Below are 17006 nucleotides of genomic sequence, written 5' to 3'. Positions count from 1 at the left end.
GACCATTGTCGCGACTCGGCTGTCAAGCGCCCCGTCGGCTCCATCGTGTGCGACATCTGCTGTGCAGCGTGCGGCGCGCGGCATCGGTGCGCGTACCGCCGCGATCGTCGCCGGCGGCGCCTGCCTCTTGACAGAAGCAAACCGCCCGGTCGAGTATGGATAAGAACATTGTTCTGTACATAAGAACAGGGAGGACTGGTCGATGATTTCCCGCCGTCAGCTCATCGCCGCTGGAGGCACTGTCGCCGCTGGCCTTGCAATGCCTTGGGTCGCCCGCGCCTCGGGCCCCATCAAGATGCGGCTTGCCCATGCCACCGCCGAGTCGCACCCCGGCCACATCGCTGCTGTCGAGTTCAAGAAGGCATTCGAGGCGCGGCTACCCGGTCAGGTCGAGGTTCAGATCTTCCCCAACCGGATGCTTGGCGACGACAAGCAGAACCTGGAGTCGGCGGTCGCCGGAACGATCGAGATCTGCATGGCCAGCGGTGTCCTGTTCCCGCTGGTCACCGGGCGGCAGGCGATGGATGCCTATCAGTTGCCGTTCCTGGTGCGCGACTACGAGCATTTCGGCGAACTCGCGACCTCCGACATCGGCCAGAAGATCCTCGAGGATCTCGGCGAGGCAGGGCTGGTCGGCCTTGCGACCTCAGATATCGGCCAGCGCAACTTCCTCTCGGTCGGCGCGCCGGTCACCAATCTCGCCGGCTTCCAGGGATTGAAGACGCGCATCGTGCCGGTGCCGCTGCACAAGGCGATCTGGGAGGCGGTTGGCACCTCGCCCGTCGGCCTGCCCTACGGCGAGGTGTACGGCGCGCTGCAGACCAAGGTGATCGACGCGGTGGAGATCAATGTCTCCTCGATCGTCGGCGAGAACCTCTGGGAGGTCGGCAAGTACCTGACGCTGACAGGCCACTACCCGTGGACCGCGGTCATCGCCTGCAACAAGGGCTATTTCGACGGGCTGCCGGCCGAGGTGCAGCAGGCGATGCGCGAGGCCGGACTTGCCTCGATCAAGCCGACCCTCGACTACGCCAGGGACCAGGACCATTCGGCCCGCGACGACCTCGTCAAGAACAAGGGCGTCCAGATCTTCGAGCTCGAGGACCTGCCGGCGATGAAGGACAAGGTGGCGCCGATCATCACCGAATGGTCGGGCAAGTCGCCGCTCATCGCGGAATTCGTGGCCAAGGCCCAGTCGAGCACGTAGACTTCGCGGGGCCTCGACGCGGTACGGTCGCCGGCGGTCGCCGGTTCCCGTCGCGATTGCGAGGTCGAGGGGGGACTATTCGATGACGACGCATGACCTCACCGGCGGTGTCGGCGGGGCGCCCAGGAACCTCTACGGTTCGCTGATGGGCCACATCGCCGCGACCTCGATGGCGGTCCTCGTCGTCATCATGGTCGTCCAGGTCTTCGCCCGCTACGTCCTCAACGCCTCGCTGATCTGGGCGGAGGAGCTCTGCCGCTACATCCTCATTTGGATGACATTCCTGTTCATCGGCATTGCCTTCCAGAAGGGCGAGTTCGTCATCGTCGATGTCCTGACCTCGGCGATCCGTCAGCCGTGGCGGTATGTTCTGAAGGTGCTGGTGACGCTGCCAGTCCTCTGGTTCCTGTGGCTCATGGCGGTGAATGGCTACACCTACGCCTCCCGCTTCGCGATCCAGAAGATTCCGGCCCTCGACTTCATCTGGATGTCGCTGTCCGGCGGCGCCACTGCCGACATCTCGGTATTCTGGATCTACGTCTCGGTGCCGGTCGGCTGTGCGCTGCTGCTTGCCCACATGATCGTCGCGCTCCTGCTGGAAGGACGTGATGTCCTCTTCCCCCGCCCGGCCGGAACGAGCGAGGGGGCCGCGTAGCCCATGGGGCAGTTTCTCGGGATCTTCTTCTTCTTCCTGATCACGGGAGTCCCGATCGCGCTGGCGCTCGGTGTGGGCGGCGTGATCTACCTGTTCCTGACCGGCAACGGCATGCTGATCCTCAACTTCCCGCAGCGCATGCTGGCGGGGGTCGATCAGTTCGTGCTGCTCACCATACCGCTGTTCCTGCTCGCCGGCATGCTGATGAATGTCGGCGGCATCACGGATCGGATCATTACCTTTGCCCGCGCCATGGTCGGCCATCGCCGCGGTGGCATGTCGTCGGTCACCGTCCTGTCGAGCATGTTCTTCGCCGGCATCTCCGGCAGCGCCACGGCGGAAGCGTCGGCGCTCGGCTCGATCCTGATTCCCTCGATGGCCCGCCAGGGGATGCCCCCCGCCTATGCCGCGGCGCTGGTCGGGGTCAGCGCCATCATGGGCCCGATCATCCCACCCTCGATCACGATGATCGTCTATGGCGTGCTGTCGGGCGCCTCGATCGGCCAGCTGTTCATCGCCGGCGTCGTGCCCGGGCTGCTGCTGGCCACGGGATTCCTGCTCTATGCCTCGTGGCGGGCGCGGCGCGACAATTTCGCGATCACCGACAGGGCGAGCTGGCCGGTGCGCAGGGCCGCGATCGTGCGCACCTTCCCGGCGCTGATGCTGCCGGTGATCATCATCGTCGGCATCAAGGGCGGCATCTTCACCGCAACCGAATCCGCCGCCGTCGCCGTCGTCTACGCCCTGATCGTCGGATTCGCCTACCGCGACCTCGACGTGGCCAGGCTCTGGCACGCGCTTGCCGCGACCGCGATCTCGACATCCGCAATCATGTTCATCGTCGCGATGGCCTCGATCGTCTCGTTCGTCTTCGCCATCGAGCAGGTGCCGATGAAGGTCGCCGCGACCGTGCTGTCGATCAGCGACAATCCCTACCTTGTCGTCCTGATGCTGAACGTGGTGCTGCTGGTCCTCGGCATGTTCCTCGAGCCGATCTCGATCCTGATCCTGACCATGCCGATCCTGATGCAGATGGCCAAGGTGATCGGCATGGACCTCGTCCAGTTCGGCATGATGGTCGTGCTCAACGTCGTCATTGGCATGGCAACGCCGCCGGTCGGCATCTGCCTGTTCATCGTCTGCGCCATATCGGGGAAATCGCTGGTGGAGGTCTCCAGGGAGGCGCTGCCGCTGCTCGGCATCGCGCTCGTCGTCCTCGCGCTTGTCGCCCTGGTACCGCCCGTTTCACTGTTCCTGCCGCATGCCTTCGGCACCGTGCAGTAGCTTCCCAGTCAGAGGACACCGATGCGCAAACAGGACAAGGTGATCATCACCTGTGCCGTCACTGGCTCGATCCACACGCCCACCATGACGCCGCACCTGCCGATCACGCCAGAGGAGATCGCGGAGGCTGCGATCGGCGCGGCGGAAGCCGGCGCGGCCATCATCCACCTGCACGCGCGCGATCCGAACGACGGCCGGCCGACACCGGACCCAGACGTGTTCATGCAGTTCCTGCCGCGCATCAAGCAGTCCACCGATGCGGTGATCAACATCACCACCGGCGGCGGCCATGGCATGTCGATCGAGGAGCGGCTGGCCGCACCGCTGCGTGCGAAGCCGGAAATGTGCTCGCTCAACATGGGCTCGATGAATTTCGGCCTGTTCCCGATGCTCGACCGCTACAAGGAATTCCGCCACGAGTGGGAACGCCAGCACCTTGAGAACTCGCGCGACTTCATCTTCCGCAACACCTTCAAGGACATCGAATACATCCTGACGCATCTCGGCGAGGCGCACGGCACCCGCTTCGAGTTCGAGTGCTACGATGTCGGCCACCTCTATACGCTCGCCCATTTCCTCGACCGCAAGCTGGTGACGCCGCCGCTGTTCGTGCAGACGATCTTCGGCATCCTCGGCGGCATCGGCGCCGATCCCGAGAACGTCGCTCACATGCACCGCATCGCCGACAAGCTGTTCGGCGACGACTGGAGCTGGTCGATCCTCGCCGCCGGCCGCAACCAGATGCCGTTGTGCACCATGGCCGCGATGATGGGGGCCAACGTGCGCGTCGGCCTCGAGGATTCGATCTATCTCGGCAAGGGCGAACTCGCCACCTCCAACGCCGCCCAGGTCGCCAAGATCCGATCCATCCTGGAGACCCTGTCGCTCAAGATCGCCACGCCCGCCGAGGCCCGCGCCATGCTTGACCTCAAGGGCGGCGACCGGGTGGACTTCTGATCAGATGCGGATCCTGATCGTCTACGTCCACCCCGAGCCGACCTCGTTCTGTGGCGCGCTGAAGGACCGGGCGGTGGAGACGTTGTCGCGTCTTGGCCACGAGGTCGAGGTCAGCGATCTCTACGCCGAGGGCTTCAACCCGGTCGCGGGGCGGCACGATTTCATCGGCCAGTTCGATTCCGAGCGCTTCCACTACCAGAACGAACAGCTGCATGCCGCGAACGAAGGCGGCTTCGCGCCGGAGCTCGAACGTGAGCAGGCGCGGCTTCTGCGGGCCGACCTGGTGATCTTCATCTTCCCGCTGTGGTGGTCGAATGTCCCGGCCATGCTCAAGGGCTGGGTCGACCGGGTGCTGGCCTTCGGCGTCGTCTATCTCGATGGGCTGCGGTTCGAACGCGGCATGCTCAAGGGCAAGCGCGGCATGGCTTGCGTCACCACCGGAGGAACCCCCGAACGGTTCTCACCGGAGGGTGTCTACGGGCCGATCGAAGGCGTGCTGCGGCCGGTCAACAGGGGCGTCTTCGAGTATCTCGGCATGGAGGTGGTGCCGCCCTTCGTGGCCTACGCCGCGCCGCGCATCGACGATGCCGGCCGTCGCGCCTATCTCGACGACTGGACGCGGCGCCTCGAGGCGCTCTGACTCCCGGCTGCGTCGCAAATCCGGAGGGAGCTCCGGCCTCTCCTCCATCGGGAATTGCCGGCACCGGCGTCCTCACGCCGCCGGCGGCGCAGCCTCCCGCGCCGGCGGCTCGGTCGGGGCGGGGGGCGGCATCGGTCGGCGCGGTCTGGCGATCGGTCCCTGTGGCATCAGATGGGTGAGGACCACCAGCGAGATGATCAGCATCGGCACCGCCAGGAAGGCGCCGACCGGCCCCCACAGCCACAGCCAGAAGCCGATCGCCAGGATGATCGGGAACGGGTTGAGCGTCAGCCGGCGGCCGAGCACTGCCGGGGTGATGAACTGGCCCTCGATCGTGTTGAGCGCGACGAAGGCGATGGTCGGCATCAGTGCGGCCCCCAGCGTGTCCTGGGTGATCAGTCCGACCGCGGTGATCAACACCGCAAACATCAGCGGCCCGATGTACTGGATGAAGTTGAGGATGGCGGCGACCGCTCCCCACAGTGCCGGCGAGGGAATGCCGAGCGCCCACATCGCGCCGGCCGTGGCGATGCCGAGGCCGACATTGATGCCGGCGATGGTCAGCAGGTAGCCGGAGATCGTCCGCTCCGCGTCGCGGATGATGCGGGCTGCGCGCAGCCGGGCACCGCGACTGACGCACATCGTCAGGATGCTGTCGCGCAACCGGTTGCGGGTGGCAAGGTAGAAATAGAGCACGGCGACGAACAGCACGACCTGCCCGAGCGCCGGCGGCGCGAAGCTGAGCACGCTGTCGACCAGTCCCGGCCCCTGCACGGCGACGACCGGGGCAGTGTCGCCGCCGCCGGCCTGCTGGACGGACTCCTGCAGTTCGCGCAGGGCACGCATATGCCATTGCAGCTGCGAGGTGTGGCGTTCGACAACCGCGAGCAGTTCCGGCAACCGGCCGCTCCATTCCTGGACCGAGGGTGCGAGCAGGAAACCGAGCCCGTACAGGCCGCCGAGCGCGAGGACGATCACCACGATCGCCGATAGCGGTGCGGGCAGGCCGGCGCGCTCGAACAGGGTCATCGCCGGCCCGAGCATCAGTCCCAGCACGACAGCGGTGAGTACCGGTGCGAGAAAGGCAGCCCATGCGTCGAGTGCGTGGATCGCGATGATCATGAAGATGCCGAGGATCGCGATCTTCGCCGCCTTGTCGAGCAGACTGCCGGGATCCGCGATCGGCCGGCTGCGACCGAGGAACGGGCGCAGGCCTGCCGACGGATCGACCGGTCGCAGCAGCGCCGGCGAAACCGGAGCGACACGGCGGCGTCCGACGTTGCCGGGGTGAGGGGGCATCTGTCCGTCTCCTGGGGTCCCGGCCTCCGGGGGTCCAAGCGCCCGACCTCCTGCGACGGACCCGACGCTATGGAACGCACGGCGAGGCTCGCGCGTTCCCCGGATGGGCGTGGCAGCCCCGGATGCCCGGTGCCCGCGCTGGCGCATGACCGGGGCTTGCGCTGGCGCAATGCGGCCGCCTCGAGAATGGGCGAGGGCAATGCGCGACTTCCCTCGCCGGTGATCCAACGGGAGACACATTGATGAGTGCACGCAAGTCGTCCACCGCCGCCAGGGCGGCCGCCGAGGACTCCGTTTCGGACAGCTGGGATCGTCTTACTGACCGGCTGGACCAGCTTCGCAACGACCTGTCGGACCTCAGTGCCGCCGCCCGCGACTTCGCCCGGGCAGGCGTTGCCGAGGGCCAGGATCGCGTGCAGAGCGAAATCGAGGAACTCGCCGCGCGTGCCGCGGCGATCCGCGACGAGCTGAACGCCAGCGGTCACCGGATCGCGCGCCAGGCCGGAGAGCAGGCCGGCCATTACGCACGCGAGCTCGAGTCCACCATCAACCGCAATCCGATCACGGCGATGCTGGTTGCCCTGGGCATCGGGTTCGTCATCGGCATGAGCTCCCGTGGCCGGCACTAGGGTCGCGGGATGTTGAGGGCACTCGCCGCCCAGGCCGGTGCCGCCGCCCGGGCCACCATGCGCGACGCGGTGACCGGGGCGATACTGATCGCCATCGCGCTGGTCTTCCTGATCGGAGCGATCGCCTTCGGCTCGGTGGCGTTCTACCTCTATCTGCTCACCGTGACTGGCCCGGTGGTCGCCGCGCTCGGCGTTGCCGTCCTGTTCCTTGTCGCGATGCTCCTGCTGTTGCTGATCGCCATGGTGCGGACGCGGCGAGCCTACAAGACCATGGCCCCGCCTGCCGGCGCCGTGCCGACCGCTTCGGTCGCCGGGCTGGCCGGCGATGCCGAGGCGCTCGGCATCCTGTTGGGGCGGAATCTCAACGGCATTCCGCTCGTGGTGACGGCGCTTGCGGTCGGACTGATGCTCGGCCGCATCCGCAGGTAGTCGCCGCGCCGTGGGCCGTGGTGACCGACCCCAGGGCAGGGCGTCACGCGCGCCCTGCCCGACTCATCGCGCATCGGCGGCCAGTCCGATGTGCCGGACCGCCCGCCGCAGGGCCGGCAGGAATCGCTCGACCATCTCCTCGGCCGTGACGCGTCCGGCCTGGGCGCTCATGTTGATCGCGATATTGGTGCGGGTGGTGCGGCCCGGGACCGGCACGGCGATCGAGCGCAGCCCGAGTTCCAGCTCCTCGGAGACGAGCGCATAGCCGCGCGCGCGCACCTCCTCCAGCCGCTGCTTCAGCGCCGCGCGCGTGGTCAGGGTGTGAGCGGTGCGCCGTTCCAGCCGGGCGACGGAAAAGTACGCCTCGAGCTCACGCGGCGACAGCATCGACAACAGCGCCTGGCCCATCGAGGTCGCGTGCGCGGGAAGACGTGTGCCGAGACCAAGACCGATCGTCATGATGCGGTGGCGGGCGGGCGAGCGGGCGACATAGATGATGTCTGCCCCGTCCAGCATGGCGGCAGAGGCGGATTCGTCGAATTCCAGCGTCAGGCCGCGCAATTCGTCCTGCACCACCTCGAGCTCGCTGGCGGCCGCCAGATAGGCCTGGCCGATTTCCAGCACGGCCGGGGTCAGTTCGTAGTTCTTGCCGTCGGTGCGGGCGAGGCCGATCTCGCACAGCGTCAGCAGGAAGCGGCGCGCGGCCGCGCGGGTCAGGCCGGTGCGGGCGGCCACATCGGTGATCGTCTGGCGCCGGTGCGCGGCATCGAAGCTGCGGATCACCGCCAGGCCCCTGACCAGGGATTGCACCGTCTCGTCGCGTTGGGGCATCGCCGTCCTTCCGTTCGCATCTCGAACATAGGATCGTATTGCGAACTTTGCGGTTGACGCAAGCGGTCCGGGCTGGACAATGCCCATGCTGTCGCAATGCCTTGCAGGGACGAACCGGGTGGCCGAGATACTTCCGCTCCGCGATGCGATCGCCCGCACAGTTGGCGACGGCGATACCGTTGCACTCGAGGGGTTCACGCATCTGATCCCCTATGCGGCTGGCCACGAGATCATCCGCCAGCGCCGCACCGGCCTGCACCTGATCCGCATGACGCCCGATATCCTGTACGATCAGATGATCGGCATGGGTTGCGCGGCAAGGCTCACCTTCTCCTGGGGCGGCAATCCCGGAGTCGGGTCGCTGCACAGGCTGCGCGATGCGGTGGAGAACGGCTGGCCCGGCCCGCTCGAGATCGAGGAGCACAGCCATGCCGCCATGGCCAACGCCTATGATGCGGGCGCGGCCAACCTGCCTTTCGCGGTGTTCCGCGGCTATGTCGGCGCCGACCTGCCGAAGGTGAATCCGAACATCCGGTACGTCGACTGCCCCTATACCGGCGAACGCCTGGCCACGGTGCCGGCGATCCGGCCCGACGTGGCGGTGATCCATGCGCTGAGGGCCGATCGTGAGGGTAACGTCCTGCTGGAAGGCATTGTCGGTGTCCAGAAGCAGGCGGTGCTAGCCGCGAAACGGTCGGTCGTGACCGTCGAGGAGATCGTCGACGAACTCGAGGACGGGTCGCCGAACCGCGTCATCCTGCCGTCCTGGACGATCACCGCGATCGCCGAGGTGCCGGGCGGCGCCCACCCCTCCTACGCGCACGGCTACTATCCGCGCGACAACGCCTTCTACATCGCCTGGGATCCGATCGCGCGCGACCGCGATCGCTTCCGCGCCTGGATGGACGCCAATGTGATGACGAAGGGGCCGGAGGATTTCGCCCGCCATCCCCGCCGGCATCGGGTCGGGGAGGATGCATGAGTCATACCGCGACCGAGATGATGACGATCGCGGCGGCGCGCGCGCTGCGCAGCGACCACGTCTGCTTCGTCGGCATCGGCGCTCCGTCGGCCGCCTGCAACCTCGCCCGCCTCACCCATGCGCCCGGCATCACGCTGATCTACGAGTCCGGCACCATCGCGACCCGGCCCGACGTGCTGCCGCTGTCGATCGGCGACGGCGAGCTGTGCGACACCGCCCTCGTCACCGTGGATGTGCCGGAGATGTTCCGGTACTGGTTGCAGGGCGGGCGCATTTCGGTCGGCTTTCTCGGCGGTGCCCAGATTGACCGCTTCGCCAACCTCAACACGACTGTCGTCGGGCCCTATGCCACCCCGAAGGTCCGGTTGCCGGGGGGCGGCGGCGCCCCGGAGATAGCCTCCGGCTGCGGCGAGATCTTCATCATCATGACGCAGAGCCGACGCAGCTTCGTCGAGCGACTGGATTTCGTCACCTCCATGGGGCACGGCGAGGGCGGCGACCATCGCGCCCGGCTCGGGCTCCGCACCAAGGGGCCGACGCGCGTCGTCACAGATCTGTGCGTGATGGAGCCCGACCCGGCGACGAAGGAACTGACGGTCACATCGATCCATCCGGGTGTAACCCGCGAGGCGATCACCGAGGCGACCGGCTGGCCGATCCGGTTCGCCGCCGAGATTGCCGAAACGCCTCCGCCAACCGCGACCGAACTCGCGGTGCTGCGCGACCTGCACGAGCGCACGCGCCGGGCGCATTCCAGTTCCGCCTGAATCGGCGGACCGCCGCCGGCGGGCCATGTGGCCGCCCGCGGCCAACAAGACAAATGCCGAGCAAGAGGAAACTCGGAGGACGAATCCATGACCCGTATCACAGGCTACCGCCGGATCACGCCCGACAGCGCGCCGGCTCATCCCTATCCGGCCTACCGGTCCAATCCGCTCAGGGTGCCGAAGCGGCCGTTGATGATCCTGCCGCACACGCTCTCGGAGATCACCGGCCCGGTCTACGGTCACGAGACGGTACGCCCGGAGGAGGCGGATCTGACCCGCCAGCATGCCGGCGAGCCGCTCGGCGAGCGCATCATCGTGCACGGCCGCGTGCTCGACGAGGACGGCCGGCCGGTCCGCAACAGCCTCGTCGAGATCTGGCAGGCCAATGCCGCGGGACGCTACGTCCATCACCGCGACCAGCATCCTGCCCCGCTCGATCCGAACTTCACCGGCGCCGGGCGTGCCGTCACCGATGAGGAGGGGCGCTATCGGTTCATCACCATCCGCCCCGGCGCCTACCCCTGGCGCAACCACACGAACGCCTGGCGCCCGGCGCATATCCACTTCTCGCTGTTCGGCACGAGCTTCACCCAGCGGCTCGTGACACAGATGTACTTCCCCGGCGATCCGCTGTTTCCCTTCGACCCGATCTTCAACTCGGTTCCGGACGAACGGGCCCGCCAGCGGATGGTCTCCGTGTTCGATCTCGAGGCCACCGAGCCGGAATGGGCGCTCGCCTACCGGTTCGACATCGTTCTGCGCGGCCGCGATGCCACGCCGATGGAGGGATGAGATGTCGACCACCACGCCATCCCAGACGGTCGGACCGTTCTTTCACTTCGGGCTGACCGACAAATACGCGATCACCGATCTCGCCGGCGACGCCGCCGAGGGCGAGCGCATCATCATCGAGGGGCGCGTTCTCGACGGAGAGGGGGCGCCGGTGCCGGACTGCATGCTGGAGATCTGGCAGGCGAACGCGGCCGGCAAGTACGACCATCCCGAGGACACCCAGGACAAGCCGGTCGATCCCGCATTTCGCGGGTTCGGCCGCTGCGCCACCGATGTCGACGGCCGCTTCCGGTTCCGCACCATCAGACCCGGGCCGGTGCCGGGCCCGGGCAATGCCGCGCAGGCCCCCCACATCCTGGTCGCGGTCTTTGCGCGCGGCCTCCTGAAGCCGCTCGCCACGCGCATCTATTTCGAGGGCGATCCGCTCAATGACACCGATCCGGTGCTGTCGCGGGTTGGAGAGGGCCAGCCGCGCCGGAGCCTCCTGGCCGCCGACCGCGGCGGCGGCCACTATCGTTGGGATGTGATCCTGCAGGGCGACAACGAGACCCAGTTCTTCGACATCTGAGGCAACGGCAATCGGCGGCGTGAGCCCAGGGCCACGCCGCCGCCCGCACGGATCGCTCCCGCCTACAGCCGCTCGTTCTCGTAGCGCTCGCGCAGGGCCTTCATCGAGTCCATGAAGCGCCGCATCATCGACTCGAAGGTCCTGGCGACCTCGTCGATCTCCTCGTCGGTGGGAAGCCGCAGCGTCCGCTCGCCGCTGGCGCCGTCATCGCCGGGCGCCGCGCCGCCGCCGGCACCGGGCTGCGCCTGTCCGGGCAGGTCGCGCGGCGCCTGCACCTTCGCCAGCTGCTCGCGCAGGCGGCCGATCTCCATTGCAAGTTCGGCGTTCTCGCGCGACAGTCGCGCAATCTCCTCCTCGAGCGCCTCGCGGTCGTCGGCCACCGCCTCGCAGGCCCAGCCCGATCCGCGCTTGCGGCACAGCGAGGTTGCGCCGGTCTGTCGGTCCACCCGCATCAGCCCGTCGTCGACGCGGCGCAGGACATAGCGGCCGCCCTCGGTGTCCGGCGGCGCGCTCTGCGCGGCGGCGGGACAGGCAATGATGATCGCAACGAGGGCGCAGAACGTGCTCAGACGCATGGTTTAGGCCTCCTTGTCCGACGCCCCCGGCAACACAGACAATCTACCGCTCCCGCCACCCCGGGCAAACCCCCGCGGCCGCTGGCGGTCCGGGCAAGACAGGCTGTCAGGGCAGATAGGGTTGCCGGCCGCGTTCGAGCGCATCGGCGAGGAGGTCGAGCCGGTCCTGACCCCAGAACGGCTCGCCATTCAGCACATAGGTCGGCGCACCGAACACCGAACGCTCGATCGCCTCGCGGGCGTTTGCCGCGTATGCGGCGGTGATCTCCTCGCCCCGGGCGGCGGCCAGGATCGCCCGCGCGTCGTGGCCGGCGTCGGCGAGCAGCCCCTCCAGCACATGCGCATCGGCGATGTCGCGATCATGCGCCCACACCGCCCGGAACACCCGGTGCAGGAAATCGGCCGGATCGCCGCCCGCGGCCGCAATGGCGAGCACGGCACGGTCGGCAAGGGTCGTGTCGGTCGGAAAATGCGCCGGCTGCAGGTTGAGCGGCAGACCGCGCTTCTCCCGCCAGCGCCGCAATTCGACCATGCGGTAGCGCTGCCGGGCCGGCGCCCGCTTGGCGAGCGGCAGTCCGCCAGTCTGCGGGAACACCTCCGCCAGATTGATCGGCCAGTAGCGGATCGACGCGCCGTGCCGCCGCGCCAGATCGACGAAAAGGTCGTGACCGAGATAGGACCACGGCGATATGCAGGTGAAGAAGTAGTCGATTGTCGGCGTCATGGCGTTTTCCTTTGCGTGCCGCTGCGGGGCCGGATGGTCGGCAGAATGCGGGCTAACCGCCGGATTGGCAAAGGGATAGATCGCCGTGGATGTGCACTCAGCCGAGCGCCGGATAGCCCGCGGCGACCGCCTTCGCCTCCATCGCGAGAATGGCATCGTAGGCCGCGTCGGAAGGTATCTCGGCACCTGCCAGGAACAGCGACCTGCGCACGTCCGCCGTTGCCGGGTCGGCCAGCGTCTCGAGCACCGCAGCCCGGATCTGCGCGATCTCCAGCTCGGAGCGCCGGGCCGAGGTGACAAAGGGCAGGGCGGGTGCCGGCGGGCTCCAGGCGATCACCCGGAGGCGGCTGGCGAGGTCGCCGCGATAGTGCTCGGCCATCGCCCAGCAGACGCAGTCGATCGCGGCACAGTCGGCGCCGGCGTCGGCGACCGCCTCCATCGAGGCCAGATGGGAGCCGGTCTCGACCGCCGCGGCGAAGAACCGGCCTTCGCGCGCCAGCGGCGCGGCAAGTGCGCGCATGGCCGAATAGCCGGATTGGGAGTCGACCGAGTTGTAGGCAACGATGCGTCCGCGCAGGTCCGCCAGGCCGCGCGCCGGATCGTCTGCCCGCACCAAGACGACGCTTCGGTAGCTCGGACCGGCACACCCCTCGGCGGTATAGATCGGCACCGCCACCAGCCGAAGCCAGCCCTTCAGTGCGGTCACAAAGGGGTAGCCGCAGGTCTGGGACAGCAGCAGCGCCGGATCGCGCCACTGCGCATGGCGATCGCCCTCGCGGTCGAGGCCGGATGGCGCGGAGATGCCCCGCCGCGACAGCGCTGCGGCGAGCGCGCGCCACAACGCATCGGTCGCCGGGCGCAGCTCCGGCCAGTCATACATCGGCAGCGACGCGATCACGCCGGCAAGACTAGCGCCTCAGGAAGGGATGGGCCACCGGCTCCTTGCACCTGAGAAGATAGCGGCGGGCCAGGTCGGCATAGCCGTCGAAGCCGTAGCCGCCGTTCTCGGCCCGGAACCTCTCCCGCTCGGCCCGGTAGACGGCCGGAAGCTGGTACCAGGGCACGCGCGGGCGCTGGTGGTGGACGTAGTGGAGATTGTTGTTGAGGTACAGGAAGGCGAGCATCGGCGAGGCCTCGATGATCGCCGTGCGCCGCGCCACCTCGGGGTCGGCCCGGTGCTCGGCGAAGGTGCGCAGCATGAGCAGCGCCAGACCAGGCCAGGCAACCGCCAGCAGATAGGTCAGCATCCCGAAACCCGACAGCTCGATCCAGGCGAGGACGGGCGCCGCCCCGGCGGCATGCAGCGCCCAGGCGGCGGCGATCCTGCGGTCGCCGGCGCGCATTGCCCGGATGTCGTGGCGCACGAGCCCGACGACCGACAGCGGCGGGCCGAGCACCAGCCGCCCGGCGAGCGTCGTGTTCGCTTTCAGCAGCAGCCTGACCGGTGCCGGCAGCGCGCGGTAGTCCCGCTCGGCCAGATACCAGGATTCCGGATCGTCATAGGGGTCGGTCAGTCGGGAATCGTGGTGATGCCGAAGATGCGTGTCGCGGAACCGCCGGTAGGGGATCATGAGGCACAGCGGCGGGAAGACGAGCGCCTCGTTGATTGCCAGCGACCGGGTCGGATGGCCGTGCAGCGCCTCGTGCCGCAGCGAGGACTGCAACGCGACGCAATAGGCGGCAAGCGGCGCGGCGAGCCACAGCGTCAGGCTCGCGTGCCACCAGATCGCCGCCGCCCAGACCGCATAGCAGCCTGCGAGAGCCAGGAAGGTTGGCCATTCGATCTCGCGCCGGCGCCGGCGCCGGGCCCCGGCCGCCACGGCGGCGGAAACCGCCAGTTCCTCGTGCGGATAGTCCCCCATGCCGGCGAGTGTCGGCGATCGGACCGCAGCGATTCAAGGCGACAACGGTGATAGTTCGTTGCGTTTGGTGTACATTCTGTAGAAACGATGATGAAATGCAACAGGCGGTGAGAAAAGTGGACAAGCGCGATCTCGGCGCCGTCTTCCGCGAGCGTTTGGCCCGCGTCATGCGCCGCGCCGGGCTCGGCCAGTCGGCCTTTGCCGCGACGATCGGCCTCGATCGCTCCGCCCTCTCGCAGCTGATGTCCGAGCGCGCCGTGCGCCTGCCGCGCGCCGAGACGCTGGTCGCCATCGCCAGCGCCCACGGCGTCAGCCTCGACTGGCTGCTCGGCATCAGCCAGAGCGAGCGGCTGTCGGCCGAGATCGCGCCGATGCTGGCCATCGAGCTCGGCGCCTCCGGCATCGACGATTCCCGTCTGCAGCACTGGCGGCGCGAGGCAACGGGCTTCAAGATCCGCTACGTCCCGGCGACGCTGCCGGATCTGCTGCGCACCGAGGCGGTGATCCGCTACGAGCTCGGCCGGGAGCCGGACGCGCGCATCGAGGCCTCGATCGCCGACGCCGGTTCCTATCTGGCCTACACCCGCAGACCGGAAACCGACATGGAGGTCTGCATGCCGCTGCAGCGTCTCGTCTCCTTTGCCCGCGGCGAGGGCATGTGGTCCGGTCTCGGTGCAGCCGAGCGGCGCGCCCAGCTCGCTCGGATGGCCCGCCTTCTCGACGAGCTCTATCCGACCTTCCGGCTGTTTCTCTATGATGCCCGCCGAACCTTCTCCGCGCCGATGACCATCTTCGGTCCGCAGCGTGCGGCGATCTACATGGGCGACATGTACCTCGTCCTCAACGCCACCGAGCACATCCGCACCCTGATCGACCGCTTCGACAGCCTGATCCGCCAGGCGGTGGTCAACCCGCACGAGGCGGCGGCGCGGATCGCGCAGCTTGAGGAAGAGGTATGAGGGTGCCCGGCCGGACCGGATCTGTCAGATCGGGTGTCGGTGGAGAGTCGCCCTGATCGCGCCGTTGCGTCGGGTGCGGTGGGGAGGTCCGACGGGAGGCGGACGTTGGAACGTTCGATCATATCGCAAGACTCATGATTGTCAGGGCGATATGGAAGACCGGCGTCGAGCACCTCGGCAGCGTGTATAGATGCGCTGTCGGTTCGCGACGAGAGTTGCGCAGCTGGGGTGGTACGACAGTGCCCGACGGGCCCTGGCCGGTCTGACGAGATCATCCCGATTGCGCCGCCACCCGCTTCCGGCTACCAGACCGCATGGCCTTGCGCGCGCCCTGCCAGACGCCGGCGGACGATCGGGCCGATCCGGCACCCGCCGCCTCAGCTGCGTCGAGGCTCAAACGTCTGTCCGAGATCTGCCTTGGCGAGACCCGTATCCCGCCCTCCACGCGGCGCAAGGAGCGCGCGGCATGACACGCCCCCCGCATCCAACCCTTGCCGAGGCGACACGGGTCTGGGCCCGGATCGGCCTGCTGAGCTTCGGCGGTCCGGCCGGCCAGATCGCGATGATGCACCGGATCCTCGTCGAGGAGCGCCGCTGGCTCGGCGAGACCCGCTTCCTGCATGCCCTCAACTACTGCATGCTGCTGCCGGGACCCGAGGCGCAGCAGCTGGCCGTCTATGTCGGCTGGCTGATGCACCGCACTCCCGGCGGCATCATCGCCGGTCTGTTGTTCGTGTTGCCGGGCGCCGCGGCGATCATGGCGCTGAGCTGGATCTATGCCCTCTACGGCAATGTCGGGCTCGTCGAGGCCCTGTTCTTCGGCCTGAAGGCCGCAGTGCTGGCGATTGTCGCGCAGGCCGTCGTCCGCATCGGTCGGCGTGCCCTGCGCAGCGGAGCGATGGTGGCGATCGCCGCCGCCTCGTTCGTCGCCATCGTCGCCGTCAACCTGCCCTTCCCGCTGATCATTCTCGTGGCGGGGCTCGTCGGCTATCTCGGTGCCCGCGCCAACCTGCCGGCCTTCGCCGATGGCCGCGGTCACGGCCTGCTGGGCGGGCAGACCGTCGCGGATGCGGGGACGATTCTCGGCGAGGAGGTTCCCGATCACGCGCGCGTCGACCGCGCCGCCGCCTTCCGGCTCTCCGCGGTGCTGCTGACGCTGTGGCTGGCGCCGGTCGCCGGCCTTGTCATCGCGCTTGGACCTGCCAACGTCTTCGCGCAGCTCGCCGCGTTCTTCAGCGTCATGGCGGTGGTGACGTTCGGCGGCGCCTATGCGGTACTGGCCTATGTGGCACAGGAGGCCGTGCAGAACTACGGATGGCTCGCGCCGGGCGAGATGCTCGACGGACTCGGCATGGCCGAAACCACGCCGGGACCGCTGATCATGGTGACACAGTTCGTCGGGTTCATGGCCGCCTTCCGTGAAGCGGGCGGTCTGCCGCCGCTGATCGCCGGCACGTTGGGCGGGCTGCTGACCACCTGGGTCACCTTCACCCCCTGTTTCCTGTGGATCTTCCTCGGGGCGCCCTTCATCGAGCGGCTGCGGCACAACCGGTCGCTGACCGCGGCGCTGACGGCGATCACGGCGGCGGTAGTCGGCGTGATCCTCAACCTTGCCCTGTGGTTCGGGCTGCATGTGGTGTTCGCCGAGGTCGTCGAGGCGGCCGGTTTCGGGCTGCGCCTCGACGTCCCGGTCATCGCCTCGATCGACTGGCCCTCGGCGCTGCTGGCCGCTGCGGCGTTGCTGGCGGTCTTCCGCTTCGGCGTCGGGACGCTCACCGTGCTCGCCGGCTGTGCTGCTGCCGGAATCGCCCTGCACAGTCTCGTCCCCTGGCTGGTCTGAGCCGAC

At 68.2% G+C, this 17006-nt stretch carries 19 protein-coding genes; 13 read left to right on the top strand and 6 right to left on the bottom strand.

The features are described 5' to 3' along the window. Positions 1 to 202: 202 nt before the first annotated feature. The 5 genes from EDC22_RS11990 (at position 203) to EDC22_RS11970 (ending at position 4743) form a co-directional block, all read left to right on the top strand. On the top strand, positions 203 to 1207 hold the full coding sequence (locus EDC22_RS11990; RefSeq protein WP_132806906.1) for a TRAP transporter substrate-binding protein: 1005 nt from the start codon (positions 203 to 205) through the stop codon (positions 1205 to 1207). A gap of 82 nt (positions 1208 to 1289) precedes the next feature. Beyond that, entirely contained in the window at positions 1290 to 1862 is a 573-nt protein-coding gene (locus EDC22_RS11985) for a TRAP transporter small permease (protein WP_132806905.1), read from the top strand. Between the two features lie 3 nt (positions 1863 to 1865). Beyond that, positions 1866 to 3146: a TRAP transporter large permease gene (locus tag EDC22_RS11980; RefSeq protein WP_132806904.1), complete on the top strand. Its 1281-nt coding sequence runs from the start codon at positions 1866 to 1868 to the stop codon at positions 3144 to 3146. 21 nt (positions 3147 to 3167) lie between these two features. Continuing rightward, positions 3168 to 4103 (top strand): 3,5-dioxohexanoate:acetyl-CoA acetone transferase, encoded by a 936-nt coding sequence (gene kce, locus EDC22_RS11975; protein ID WP_132806903.1) that lies wholly within the window; start codon positions 3168 to 3170, stop codon positions 4101 to 4103. A gap of 4 nt (positions 4104 to 4107) precedes the next feature. Continuing rightward, a complete protein-coding gene (locus tag EDC22_RS11970; protein WP_132806902.1) occupies positions 4108 to 4743 on the top strand; it encodes an NAD(P)H-dependent oxidoreductase in 636 nt (211 codons plus the stop codon). Positions 4744 to 4815: 72 nt separating this feature from the next. On the opposite strand, the gene EDC22_RS11965 is transcribed toward EDC22_RS11970, so the two are convergent. Then, a complete protein-coding gene (locus EDC22_RS11965; protein ID WP_165926889.1) occupies positions 4816 to 6042 on the bottom strand; it encodes an AI-2E family transporter in 1227 nt (408 codons plus the stop codon). A 242-nt stretch (positions 6043 to 6284) separates the two neighbouring features. On the opposite strand from EDC22_RS11965, the gene EDC22_RS11960 reads away from it, so the two are divergent. Together EDC22_RS11960 and EDC22_RS11955 are read left to right on the top strand one after the other, a co-directional pair. Continuing rightward, a complete protein-coding gene (locus tag EDC22_RS11960) occupies positions 6285 to 6671 on the top strand; it encodes an ElaB/YgaM/YqjD family protein (RefSeq protein ID WP_132806900.1) in 387 nt (128 codons plus the stop codon). Between the two features lie 9 nt (positions 6672 to 6680). Continuing rightward, positions 6681 to 7100 carry a hypothetical protein gene (locus EDC22_RS11955; protein WP_132806899.1) on the top strand — a complete coding sequence of 140 codons (420 nt, stop codon included), beginning with the start codon at positions 6681 to 6683 and terminating at the stop codon, positions 7098 to 7100. 63 nt (positions 7101 to 7163) lie between these two features. Here EDC22_RS11955 and EDC22_RS11950 read toward each other — a convergent pair whose 3' ends face one another. Next, complete coding sequence (locus EDC22_RS11950; protein ID WP_132806898.1) at positions 7164 to 7931, bottom strand: IclR family transcriptional regulator domain-containing protein; 768 nt, start codon at positions 7929 to 7931, stop codon at positions 7164 to 7166. 118 nt (positions 7932 to 8049) lie between these two features. On the opposite strand from EDC22_RS11950, the gene EDC22_RS11945 reads away from it, so the two are divergent. From EDC22_RS11945 to pcaG, 4 genes are all read left to right on the top strand, one after another. Then, entirely contained in the window at positions 8050 to 8913 is an 864-nt protein-coding gene (locus EDC22_RS11945; protein WP_132806897.1) for a CoA transferase subunit A, read from the top strand. Further along, positions 8910 to 9680 carry a CoA-transferase subunit beta gene (locus EDC22_RS11940; RefSeq protein ID WP_132806896.1) on the top strand — a complete coding sequence of 257 codons (771 nt, stop codon included), beginning with the start codon at positions 8910 to 8912 and terminating at the stop codon, positions 9678 to 9680. The genes EDC22_RS11945 and EDC22_RS11940 overlap by 4 nt, the downstream gene beginning before the upstream one ends. 87 nt (positions 9681 to 9767) lie before the next feature. Continuing rightward, positions 9768 to 10472: a protocatechuate 3,4-dioxygenase subunit beta gene (gene pcaH, locus EDC22_RS11935; protein WP_132806895.1), complete on the top strand. Its 705-nt coding sequence runs from the start codon at positions 9768 to 9770 to the stop codon at positions 10470 to 10472. Between the two features lies 1 nt (position 10473). Further along, complete coding sequence (gene pcaG / locus EDC22_RS11930) at positions 10474 to 11040, top strand: protocatechuate 3,4-dioxygenase subunit alpha (RefSeq protein ID WP_132806894.1); 567 nt, start codon at positions 10474 to 10476, stop codon at positions 11038 to 11040. Positions 11041 to 11102: 62 nt separating this feature from the next. Here pcaG and EDC22_RS11925 read toward each other — a convergent pair whose 3' ends face one another. The 4 genes from EDC22_RS11925 to EDC22_RS11910 all read right to left on the bottom strand — a co-directional run bounded on the left by EDC22_RS11925 (position 11103) and on the right by EDC22_RS11910 (position 14201). Next, positions 11103 to 11615, bottom strand: a complete 513-nt coding sequence (locus EDC22_RS11925; protein WP_132806893.1) for a hypothetical protein — start codon at positions 11613 to 11615, stop codon at positions 11103 to 11105. Positions 11616 to 11721: 106 nt separating this feature from the next. Next, positions 11722 to 12339 carry a 2-hydroxychromene-2-carboxylate isomerase gene (locus EDC22_RS11920; RefSeq protein WP_132806892.1) on the bottom strand — a complete coding sequence of 206 codons (618 nt, stop codon included), beginning with the start codon at positions 12337 to 12339 and terminating at the stop codon, positions 11722 to 11724. Positions 12340 to 12436: 97 nt separating this feature from the next. Continuing rightward, a complete protein-coding gene (locus EDC22_RS11915) occupies positions 12437 to 13237 on the bottom strand; it encodes a PhnD/SsuA/transferrin family substrate-binding protein (protein WP_207903769.1) in 801 nt (266 codons plus the stop codon). A 10-nt stretch (positions 13238 to 13247) separates the two neighbouring features. Beyond that, entirely contained in the window at positions 13248 to 14201 is a 954-nt protein-coding gene (locus EDC22_RS11910; RefSeq protein ID WP_132806890.1) for a fatty acid desaturase, read from the bottom strand. A 116-nt stretch (positions 14202 to 14317) separates the two neighbouring features. Here EDC22_RS11910 and EDC22_RS11905 point away from each other — a divergent pair, with 116 nt between their 5' ends. Both EDC22_RS11905 and chrA read left to right on the top strand, forming a co-directional pair. Beyond that, the gene (locus EDC22_RS11905) at positions 14318 to 15160 is read left to right on the top strand and encodes a helix-turn-helix domain-containing protein (protein WP_132806889.1); all 843 of its coding nucleotides are present in this window, start codon (positions 14318 to 14320) and stop codon (positions 15158 to 15160) included. 466 nt (positions 15161 to 15626) lie between these two features. Continuing rightward, complete coding sequence (gene chrA / locus EDC22_RS11900; protein WP_132806888.1) at positions 15627 to 17000, top strand: chromate efflux transporter; 1374 nt, start codon at positions 15627 to 15629, stop codon at positions 16998 to 17000. The last annotated feature ends 6 nt before the right edge of the window (positions 17001 to 17006 follow it).

This window comes from Tepidamorphus gemmatus (assembly GCF_004346195.1).
GTDB lineage: Bacteria > Pseudomonadota > Alphaproteobacteria > Rhizobiales > Tepidamorphaceae > Tepidamorphus > Tepidamorphus gemmatus.
This window is presented reverse-complemented; position numbering and strand designations above follow the sequence as displayed.